Annotated in this window: 12 protein-coding genes and 1 pseudogene; 9 read left to right on the top strand and 4 right to left on the bottom strand. The window is 60.2% G+C overall.

The genetic code is table 11. The features are described 5' to 3' along the window. Together PO883_RS34910 and PO883_RS18350 are read left to right on the top strand one after the other, a co-directional pair. Window positions 1-648, top strand: a 648-nt coding sequence (locus PO883_RS34910; RefSeq protein ID WP_308605940.1) for an RHS repeat-associated core domain-containing protein, incomplete at its 5' end; no start/stop codon positions are given. Then, entirely contained in the window at window positions 635-1,078 is a 444-nt protein-coding gene (locus tag PO883_RS18350; protein ID WP_289311051.1) for a hypothetical protein, read from the top strand. The genes PO883_RS34910 and PO883_RS18350, both read left to right, overlap by 14 nt. Here the strand turns inward: PO883_RS18350 and PO883_RS18345 are convergent. Further along, window positions 1,078-1,377: pseudogene (locus tag PO883_RS18345) on the bottom strand (integrase core domain-containing protein); the annotation flags it as partial. The gene PO883_RS18350 and the pseudogene PO883_RS18345 overlap by 1 nt on opposite strands. Before the next feature lie 206 nt (window positions 1,378-1,583). On the opposite strand from PO883_RS18345, the gene PO883_RS18340 reads away from it, so the two are divergent. Further along, complete coding sequence (locus tag PO883_RS18340; protein WP_289311050.1) at window positions 1,584-1,877, top strand: transposase; 294 nt, start codon at window positions 1,584-1,586, stop codon at window positions 1,875-1,877. Window positions 1,878-1,893: 16 nt separating this feature from the next. On the opposite strand, the gene PO883_RS18335 is transcribed toward PO883_RS18340, so the two are convergent. Next, window positions 1,894-2,889 carry a serine hydrolase gene (locus tag PO883_RS18335; protein WP_289311049.1) on the bottom strand — a complete coding sequence of 332 codons (996 nt, stop codon included), beginning with the start codon at window positions 2,887-2,889 and terminating at the stop codon, window positions 1,894-1,896. Window positions 2,890-3,052: 163 nt separating this feature from the next. On the opposite strand from PO883_RS18335, the gene PO883_RS18330 reads away from it, so the two are divergent. From PO883_RS18330 to PO883_RS18315, 4 genes are all read left to right on the top strand, one after another. Continuing rightward, window positions 3,053-5,404, top strand: coding sequence for a Tex family protein (locus PO883_RS18330; protein WP_289311048.1), 2,352 nt, complete (start codon window positions 3,053-3,055; stop codon window positions 5,402-5,404). A 7-nt stretch (window positions 5,405-5,411) separates the two neighbouring features. Further along, window positions 5,412-5,870: a GNAT family N-acetyltransferase gene (locus PO883_RS18325; protein WP_289311047.1), complete on the top strand. Its 459-nt coding sequence runs from the start codon at window positions 5,412-5,414 to the stop codon at window positions 5,868-5,870. Between the two features lie 136 nt (window positions 5,871-6,006). Beyond that, window positions 6,007-6,318, top strand: coding sequence for a Grx4 family monothiol glutaredoxin (gene grxD / locus PO883_RS18320; protein WP_099873017.1), 312 nt, complete (start codon window positions 6,007-6,009; stop codon window positions 6,316-6,318). Continuing rightward, the gene (locus PO883_RS18315; protein ID WP_289311046.1) at window positions 6,311-6,919 is read left to right on the top strand and encodes a UbiX family flavin prenyltransferase; all 609 of its coding nucleotides are present in this window, start codon (window positions 6,311-6,313) and stop codon (window positions 6,917-6,919) included. Before grxD ends, PO883_RS18315 begins: the two co-directional genes overlap by 8 nt. A 55-nt stretch (window positions 6,920-6,974) precedes the next feature. Here the strand turns inward: PO883_RS18315 and PO883_RS18310 are convergent, their stop codons facing one another. Continuing rightward, window positions 6,975-7,145, bottom strand: a complete 171-nt coding sequence (locus tag PO883_RS18310) for a hypothetical protein (RefSeq protein WP_167086010.1) — start codon at window positions 7,143-7,145, stop codon at window positions 6,975-6,977. A gap of 334 nt (window positions 7,146-7,479) precedes the next feature. Next, the gene (locus PO883_RS18305) at window positions 7,480-7,887 is read right to left on the bottom strand and encodes a hypothetical protein (RefSeq protein WP_373890082.1); all 408 of its coding nucleotides are present in this window, start codon (window positions 7,885-7,887) and stop codon (window positions 7,480-7,482) included. A gap of 492 nt (window positions 7,888-8,379) precedes the next feature. Between PO883_RS18305 and PO883_RS18300 the strand changes: the two genes are divergently transcribed. After that, window positions 8,380-8,778 (top strand): MerR family DNA-binding transcriptional regulator, encoded by a 399-nt coding sequence (locus PO883_RS18300; RefSeq protein WP_054265287.1) that lies wholly within the window; start codon window positions 8,380-8,382, stop codon window positions 8,776-8,778. Between the two features lie 93 nt (window positions 8,779-8,871). Beyond that, window positions 8,872-10,056, top strand: a complete 1,185-nt coding sequence (locus PO883_RS18295) for an isovaleryl-CoA dehydrogenase (RefSeq protein ID WP_289311044.1) — start codon at window positions 8,872-8,874, stop codon at window positions 10,054-10,056. The last annotated feature ends 67 nt before the right edge of the window (window positions 10,057-10,123 follow it).

Genomic DNA, 10,123 nt, shown 5'->3' with positions numbered 1-10,123 from the left:
CATCGCGACTATGATCCGCAGACTGGACGTTATCTGCAGAGCGATCCAATTGGGATGGGCGGTGGCATTAATACCTATGGTTACGTCGGGGGAAACCCAGTTTCAGGCTATGATCCCACAGGGCTTAAATGTAACGCTTATGGTAATCGGGTCTTCTGTGACGTTCCAGGGGGGCCCTTCATCACATTTCCTCGGCCTCCAGGCTGGCCTAGTGTAATAGATTCGCTAGACGGCGGGGCATATCACTACTACAATAAATCCAAGCCGTATTCGGGGAGTCGCAAATGCATGGAGGATTATGTAAAGAATCACCCAACGCCGGGAAATCCCAATCCTGCTACGCAAAACGGAACCCCTAATAACGCAACACCGGAACCGTATCTAACATTAGGTGTGGAGAACCCCGTAAAAAGTTATCTGACTAGCGATAGCGCAGGCAATCAGGTGGTTGTTAACGTTACTCAGCCGGGCCACCATTTATTCCCAGGATATGTGGCGCGCACCGTGTCCGGTACAGATGCGAATAATTTTGGCGAAGGATTGGGGGACCTTCAGAGTAAGAACACTGCCCGCTTTATCAGAGATCAGATTAATGACGAATGGTACAACCTGATAGAAAATGGAAAGAAGGCTTGTGGGTGCCAATAAAATTGGCGATAGAGAGAGGCGATGGCGCGTTGCCATTGCTTTTCTAGTGGCCCCAGGTGCACCGGTGTGCGCCATTTCAATGTTTCTTTTGTCGCGTGGATTAGAAAATGAAGCTCTATCGACGGCGAAGGTACTTACTATATTTTCATATTTGGCTGCGTTATTTTTTGGCATCCCCACGTATTTCGCCCTACGCAAGAGAAATATTAATAGTTTGAAGGCATATCTGGCCTGCGGCTTTGGAATAGGCATGGTTTCGTATTTATTAATTGCGGCGTACTTGGTTTCAAAAACTAATTTTTCCATGTTGGTTTTACGAAATACCATCGGGCTGGCGATCCTCGCCACGGGTTGCAGCATATTTGGGAGTCTGGTTTTTTGGTCCTGCACGCGCGCGTGGGCTTGGAGGGGGGATGATGGAGGCGTGTGAAGTCTCGTCTGGTCATAAACGCGTTTAACAAATAACTCAGGTTTGTTGTGCTGCCATTCCTTGAGCGCCTGAATCGGCGTTTTGGAACCAATGGCACGCTGCGGAATGTGGTGGTTGTATTGCTTCAGATAGTTGAGCAAGGTCGTCTCGAGGTCGGCCCGGCTGTTGAATCGGGTCTGTTGCAGCAGTTCGCTAATGCGACCGTTGAAGCGTTCGACCACGCCGTTTGTTTGCGGGTGACATGGCGGTGCCAAGCGGTGCTCGATTCCCATGCTGCCACAGACCTTATCGAATTCATGTTGGCAGATGAGCGCCGAGCAATGGCAGTGTCTGGTAACCGTTGTGGACCGGCAGCGCCTGTGTGCATCAGTGGCGGCTGTGAGGACGTAGGCTGTTTGCTTTTAAACGTGGGGCATGCCCTGTAAACTGCACGGCATGAACCCGCTTCACGCACTCGCCGCCACCGATATCGACCCAGCGCTGCCGACAGGCTCAGCTTCAGGCATTGTTCGCGCAGCAGCAGACCAATCTCGCCGAGAAGGACTTCAAGATCACTGCGCTGACGCACGAACTGGCCTACTATCGGCGGATTCGTTACGGCAAGGCCAGCGAAGCGCTCGCAGGCGAACAGCGCCTGCTGTTCGATGAAACGGTCGACACAGAACTCTTGTGCCACCTTGCATGGAACTATGTACCAGATCTGATCGCCGTCATTGGGTGGTCTCTCTGGCGACGGCGGCATCAGGCATTGGCCAGAGTCTGCCACTACAAGCGCCGAGGTAGAAATATACAACTGTAGTACTAGCGACGGAGCCTCACGCCAGCATGCGCTCCATGTCCGGTTCCGCGCTGTCGCAGTTGGCCAGACAGATTACCGACAAACGCAGCGCAGGCACCCGCATCAGCAGCGTATTAAAGCCCCACAAGCCGCCGCTGTGAAAAACCACATCAGTGCCACTGCGCTCGATGAGCTCCAGCCCGAAACGATACGGCGGTACTGTTCCATCCACCATCGGTGATGGCTGCAGCATCGCATGCATCATACTCCCGCGATCGGCCCACTGGCGATGCCATTCGCGCTCCCATAGCACCAGTTCATCGGTGCTGGCATACACGCCGCCATCGCCGACCGTGTTCGCATTGCCGAGATGCTGCTTGAATCCGCGCGGCCGCGCCGCATCGGCCTCGTAACTGAACACGCGATGCGCAAGCACATTGCTGCGGTCGTCGTCAAAACCCATGCGCTCGATACCCAATGGCTCGAATAAGGTCTCGCGCGCAAAACGCGCCGTGGACAAGCCACTCAAGCGTTCAATCAAGGCCGCAAGCAGGATGTAATTGCTGTTGCTGTAACCGTACGCCGTCCCGGTCGGAAAAACGACCGTATCGACACAGGCAATCAGTTTCAGGATCAGCGCATTGTTAAAATAATCGGCCTCGTTCCGGCCCAGCTGGCACGCCAAAAACTGAAAATAATCGGGAATGCCGCTGGTGTGATTGAGCAGCGAACGTAACGGGAACGCCTGTTCCATCCGCGCCAGTTCCGGCAGATGCAGGCACACATCGTCATCGAGCCCAATCCGCCCGGCGCGCACCAGCGCCAGCACGCAGGCCGCCGTAAACTGCTTCGATTCCGACGCCAGATAATAGGCCGACTTTCCCGACAGCGGCACCGCCAGTTCCAAGGAAGCCAACCCGTGATGCAGCTCGCATACCACCGCATTTTCCTGTAGCACAAGGGCACTGAAACCCGGCCCATCTGCCGGTAATGTCGATTGAAGTTCAAGAAAATACTGACGCAATTTTTCCATCGTTATTTAAGCTGACAAACATGACGAGAGAGGCAATGTACACTGCGCAGTATCAACCGGCCACACCAGCGGCCGCCCTGCACACCGTTCGAGCACTGTCAAGACTGGCGCATTCGCCGCGATTGCGTATCATTCCGTGCTTGACTCACCAGGATGTTCACCCATGCTCCCAACTATCGAACAACGCCTCGCCATAGAACTTGCCGCAAAACCTGTCCAGGTTGCCGCCGCCATTGCCCTGCTGGATGAGGGTGCCACCGTTCCCTTCATCGCGCGCTACCGCAAGGAAGCGACCGGCGGGCTGGACGATATCCAGTTGCGCCTGCTGGAAGAACGCCTGCGCTACCTGCGCGAGCTGGAAGACCGGCGCGCCGCGATCATCTCGTCGATCACCGAACAGAACAAGATGACGCCGGCCCTGCTCGACGCCGTCACCCACGCCGAAGACAAGACCCGGCTGGAAGACCTTTACCTGCCCTACAAGCAAAAGCGCCGCACCAAGGCGCAGATCGCGATCGAAGCGGGCCTGGCGCCCCTGGCCGATAACCTGCTGGGCGACCCGACCATCGCGCCGGAAGAAGAAGCCGCCAACTACCTGCGCGAGGCCTTCACCAGCGACGACGGCAACAACCCCGGCGTGGTGGACACCAAGGCCGCGCTGGACGGCGCGCGCCAGATCCTGATGGAGCGCTTCGCCGAAGACGCGACCCTCTTGCAATCGCTGCGCGAATACGTGCGCGAACACGGCATCGTCGAATCGAAAGTCGTCGAGGGCAAGCAGGATGAAGGCGAAAAATTCGCCGATTACTTCGACTACTCCGAGACCATTTCCACCGTGCCCTCGCACCGTGCGCTGGCCCTCTTGCGCGGGCGCCGCGAAGGCATGCTGGACGTGATCCTGCGCCTCGACACCGAAGCCGAAAAGCCGAAATGGGACGCGCCGCACAACCCCTGCGAAGGCCGCATCGCCGCGCGCTTCGGCATCAAGAACCTGGGCCGCCCGGCCGACAAATGGCTGGCCGACACGGCCCGCTGGACCTGGCGCGTGAAGAGCTTCATGCACCTCGAAACGGAGCTGATGGGCGCCCTGCGCGAACGCGCAGAACTCGATGCCATCAACGTGTTCGCACTGAACCTGAAAGCGCTGCTGCTGGCCGCACCGGCCGGCCCGCGCGCCACCATGGGCCTGGACCCTGGGCTGCGCACCGGCGTCAAGGTAGCCGTGGTCGACGCCACCGGCAAGGTGGTCGACACCGCCGTCATCTATCCGCACCAGCCGCGCAACGACTGGGACGGCTCGCTGCACGTGCTCGGCGCGCTGGCCGCGAAACACAATGTGTCGCTGATCTCGATCGGCAACGGCACCGCCTCGCGCGAAACCGACAAGCTGGCACAGGACCTGATCAAGCAGCGCGCGGAACTCAAGCTGACCAAGATCGTCGTCTCGGAAGCCGGCGCCTCGGTCTACTCGGCATCCGAATTCGCCTCGCGCGAACTGCCCGACATGGACGTGTCGCTGCGCGGCGCGGTGTCGATCGCACGCCGCCTGCAAGACCCGCTGGCCGAACTGGTGAAGATCGATCCCAAGTCGATCGGCGTGGGCCAGTACCAGCACGACGTCAGCCAGACCCAGTTGGCGCGCTCGCTCGACGCCGTTGTCGAAGATTGCGTGAACGCGGTCGGAGTGGACGTCAACACCGCCTCGGCGCCGCTGCTGGCGCGCGTATCCGGCCTGTCCTCCAGCGTGGCGCAGGCCATCGTGACCTACCGCGACCTGAAAGGCGCCTTCACCTCGCGCGCGGACCTGAAAGCGGTGCCGCGCCTGGGCGACAAGACCTTCGAGCAGGCGGCCGGCTTCCTGCGCGTGATGGGCGGCGCCAATCCGCTCGACGCCTCGGCGGTGCACCCGGAATCGTATCCGCTGGTGGAAAAAATCCTGGCCGATATCAAGAAGGAGATGAAGGCCGTCATCGGCGACGCCTCGCTCCTCAAGACGCTCAACCCGGCCAGGTACGCGGATGAAAAATTCGGCGTGCCGACCATTACCGACATCCTCAAGGAGCTGGAAAAGCCGGGCCGCGATCCGCGCCCCGAGTTCACCACCGCCACCTTCAAGGAAGGCGTGGAAGAGATCCGCGACCTGCGCCCGGACATGATTTTGGAGGGCGTGGTGACCAACGTGGCCGCCTTTGGCGCGTTTGTCGACATCGGCGTGCACCAGGATGGACTGGTGCACATCTCGGCGCTGTCGAACACCTTTGTGAAGGACCCGCACACGGTGGTCAAGGCTGGCCAGGTGGTGCGCGTGAAGGTGCTGGAAGTGGACGAGAAGCGCAAGCGCATCGCCCTGACCATGCGCCTGACCGACAGCGCGCCGCAAGCCGGCTCCAAGCCCGAGCAGCGCGGCGACCGCACCGACGGCAAGCGCCTGGCGCAGCACCAGCAGAAGCAGGACCGCGCGCCGGCGCCGGCCGGCGGCAGCATGGCGGCGGCCTTCGCCAAGCTGCGCGGGTAAGCCATCCATGATCGCCATCGCCGCCTGCGATCCGGACAGCCTTGATGCCCGCATCCTGGTCGAGAAACTGTCGGCGGCGCTGGCGGCCATCACGGGCGACAGCGGCAAGGCCTCGTTCTCGGCCGACGATGCCCGGGTGGCACGCTCGCTGTTCGTGGTGGCGCGCGGCGCGGCCGGGCAACTGCTCGGCTGCGCGGCACTGCGCCCGCTCGATGGCGACGTGGGCGAGCTCAAGCGCATGTTCGCGCGCCCCGGTGCCAGCGGTGTTGGCGCGGCCTTGCTGGCGCACCTGGAGCAGGCGGCGCAGGGGTTCGGCTACCGCCAGCTGTGGCTGGAAACGCGCAAGGTCAATACGCGCGCGGTGGGTTTCTATGAAAAACACGGTTACGCCACGATTCCCAATTACGGTAAATACGTGGGGCGCGATGATGCGGTTTGCCTGGGCAAATTGCTGAAAGCGGACTAGCCGCCTTCTTTTTCACTTCCTACGCCAAAGTAACTAGCCGCCACCTACATCGAACGCCGCCGGTCCCCAAACGTCCGCCCCCCGCCGTTTTCTTATAAAATGGCGGTATCTAACCTATTTCCCACCGAGGCAAGCCATGAGCGACGTAAAAACCTGGATCAAAGAAACCGTAACCGCCACCCCCGTGGTGCTGTTCATGAAGGGAACCGCGCAGTTCCCGCAATGCGGCTTTTCCGGCCGTGCCATCCAGATCCTGAAAGCCTGCGGCGTCGAGAACATCGCCACCGTCAACGTGCTGGAAGATCCGGAAGTGCGCCAGGGCATCAAGGACTTCTCGAACTGGCCGACCATTCCCCAGCTCTATGTCAAGGGCGAATTCATCGGCGGTTCCGATATCATGAATGAAATGTTCGAGTCCGGCGAACTCAAAGCCCTGCTCGATGCCTGATGCTCCTGCGCGGCGCCTGGTTGTCGCCATCACCGGCGCCACCGGCGCCGTGTACGGCGTGCGCCTGCTCCAGCAACTGGCTGCCGCACAAGGCATCGAAACCCACCTGATCGTCTCCGACGCCGCCGTCCTGACCCTGCACCAGGAACTGGGCATGCAGCGCCGCGAGGTCGAGGCGCTGGCCCATGTGGTGCACAAGAACCGCGATGTGGGCGCCTCGATCGCCAGCGGCTCGTTCCAGTCCGACGGCATGGTGATCGCGCCCTGCTCGATGAAAACCCTGGCCGCCGTGGCCCTGGGCCTGTCCGACAACCTGATCGCGCGCGCCGCCGATGTGGTGCTCAAGGAGCGCCGCCGGCTGGTGCTGATGGTGCGCGAAACCCCGTTCAACCTGGCGCACCTGCGCAATATGACGGCGGTAACGGAAATGGGGGGAGTGATCTTTCCACCGCTGCCGAGCTTTTATCACAAGCCGGACAGCATCGACGCCATGGTCGATCATACGGTGGGACGGGTCATGGACCTGTTTGGCGTGGTGCACACGCTGGCGCCGCGCTGGGCGGGCATGAAAGCCGCTTCGGACACGCAAGCGGACAGCTGAGGCGTGCAGGCAGCCGCGCCAGCCTGGCGCCGGCGCCGCCTGGCGCGGGAAGTGCTCAGCGCTTGTCGAACTGCCAGCTGTCGGCCTTTTTCAATTCCTTGGCTTCCTCGACCATGCGGCGATGCTGGATGCGCTTGCGCATCACTTCCGCATGCTGCGCCGCAGTCATCGGGGGAACGGTCATCAGGTCCTTGAGTTGCGCGGTGTTGCTGTAGTTACTTTTCATAAGGCGGCTGAATCCTCGGCTTGGTACATAACGGGATGACAAGACTGCAAGTGCTGCTGCGATTATGAGCCACTATTCCGGTTTTGTGCGGCACAATATATATGCATTCCACCAGGAAACTTTACCCGTGCTCTGACCATTGTGCATGAATTTTATGGCCTTATCATGACAAATCATAAAGATCCGTCGAGTTTGTAGAGGCCAGGGGTGAGGTAGAGGTGCAACGCGGCGCGCAAGGCGCCCGTGGTCCGCCATGCGCCCCAAATCGGGCGTTTCGGCATGACAGGAATAGATATATATCAACGCTGGAATTGCCGATATAGGCGCTAAATAGCTACTTTTGGTAATTAATGCGTACCAGCATGCGAATGAATTCGCGCGCAATTTGCCGATGATGCTCGTCCAGACGCTGTAAATCGGCGATTAATTTCACGTCGGCCGATTCAAAACGCGATAAACCGGCCGCGCCGTCGCCGTTGGCGGCGGTACTTTCCTCGCCGCCAAAGCGCAACCATTCCGCCGGCACGCCCAGCCATTGCGCGATCATGCGCAGCTTCTCTTGTGTGGGAATCGCCTCTCCCACCAGCCATTTGCGGGCAGCGTGGACCGTAATCGGCCGTCCATCGAAGCGGATGTTAAATTCCCGCGCCAAGCGTGTGGGACTGTCGGGTGAGTAATGGGCGTTCTTTAGTGCCTGCTGCAGGCGTTCACTAAAGCTTTCCCGTTCGTTGGATGAATTCATGGGTGGCACTATTTCACGCAACGGCATGAAAGTCAGTCTCTTCACGGTTGAGACCAATTGTGACAAGTTGCCTTCCGGATGTAACAATTTGGCAGGCATTGCATGGGTCCGGGATGCGTCGGCGGGCGTGGAGAAACATTGATTTAGGAGCAATGATTTTCGCCATCCGGACGGCGGGAACAGTCACCTGGTCGAGAAAGCCAGTGTAGATCGCGCCTGCGCAGCCTCCCCCGCGCACGATGACGCGGTTTGTGCTGGATCAGACGCAAGCCCATGAGTCCGGTGTAGCAATCCGGCGCAAACGCGGCTGCGGAGCATCGGCAGGGCTGCCGCTGGCAAGGCGGGGGTCGGCATTTTTCGCGGTCAGGATGGCGGCAGGCACGCTACAATAGGTTGACGTTGACGTAAACGGAAGTTAATCCGCACATTCGCGCAGGCGATTTCCGCGCCGTCTCCTCCCACCGCCGCTTCTTATTAGTTGATGAGCCATTGATGTCCCTACGTACCTATACCATCGCCGAACTGGCGCGCGAATTCGACATTACCGCGCGCGCCATCCGCTTCTACGAAGACCAGGGCTTGCTGCGCCCCAGCCGCGAGGGCGTGGGCGGACGCAACCGGGTCTACACGGCGCGCGACCGCACCCATCTCAAGCTGACCCTGCGCGGCAAGCGCCTCGGCCTGACGCTGTCGGAAATCAAGAGCATCGTCGACATGTACGAGTCGCCCAAGGATACCGCGGCCCAGATGAACCGCTTCCTCGGCGTGCTGGCCCACCAGCGCGAAACGCTGGAGCGCCAGCGCGAGGATATCGACATGGCCCTGGCCGAAATTGCCGCCCATGAAGAAGAATGCCGCCGCATGCTGGCCGAAACCACCGCCAACGCCTGAGGCCGCAAAAAAGCGCGACTGCTTGACGTTTACGTTAACGTCAAACATGCGTATGATGAAGTCTTCCCATTCCGACCCCGCGAGGACGACACCATGCTGCATCTTCCAGGCTTGACCTTTGACCATGGCGAAGACATCGCCGCGCTGCGCGAAGCAGTTCAACAATTCGCCACGGTAGAGATCGCTCCCCGCGCGGCGGAAATCGACCGCAGCGACCAGTTCCCGATGGACTTGTGGCGCAAGATGGGCGACCTGGGCGTGCTCGGCATCACTGTCGACGAACAGTACGGCGGCGCCCAGATGGGCTACCTGGCCCACATCGTGGCGATGGAAGAAATCTCGCGCGCGTCGGCCTCGGTCGGCCTGTCGTACGGCGCCCACTCGAATCTGTGCGTCAACCAGATCAAGCGCAACGGCACCGAAGAACAGAAGATGAAGTACCTGCCCAAGCTCATTTCCGGCGAGTACATTGGGGCCCTGGCCATGTCGGAGCCGAATGCAGGATCGGATGTGGTCAGCATGAAGCTGCGCGCCGACTTCAAGGGCGACCGCTGGGTGCTCAACGGCACCAAGATGTGGATCACCAATGGCCCCGACGCCGACGTGCTGGTGGTGTACGCCAAGAACGACCTGGAAGCCGGCCCGCGCGGCATGACGGCCTTCATCATCGAAAAAGGCTACAAGGGTTTCTCGATCGCGCAAAAGCTCGACAAGCTGGGCATGCGCGGCTCGCACACGGGCGAACTGGTGTTCCAGGATTGCGAAGTGCCGGCCGAAAACGTGCTGGGCGGCCTGGGCAAGGGCGTCAATGTACTGATGTCGGGCCTCGATTTCGAGCGCACCGTGCTCTCGGGCGGACCGCTGGGCATCATGGCGGCCTGCATGGATGCGGTGGTGCCGTACGTGCACGACCGCAAGCAGTTCGGCCAGCCGATCGGCGAATTCCAGCTCATGCAGGGCAAACTGGCCGATATGTACTCGACCATGATGGCGTGCAAGGCGTATGTGTACGCCGTGGGCCAGGCATGCGACCGCGCCAAGACGCCGGAAGCGATCCGCAACCTGCGCAAGGATGCCGCCGGCGCGATCCTGTACAGCGCCGAGAAAGCCACCTGGATGGCGGGCGAAGCGATTCAAACACTGGGCGGCAATGGTTATATCAACGAGTATCCGGTCGGACGTCTGTGGCGCGATGCGAAGCTCTACGAAATCGGCGCAGGCACCAGCGAAATCCGCCGCATGCTGATCGGCCGCGAACTGTTTGCCGAGACCAAGTAGCTGGTGACGCTGCGGGCACGGCTGTAACGACGCGACCATATAGAATAGTCTTCCCACAAAAGACTGA

The organism is Massilia sp. DJPM01 (assembly GCF_030348125.1).
Taxonomy (GTDB): domain Bacteria; phylum Pseudomonadota; class Gammaproteobacteria; order Burkholderiales; family Burkholderiaceae_D; genus Telluria_A; species Telluria_A frigida.
This window is presented reverse-complemented; position numbering and strand designations above follow the sequence as displayed.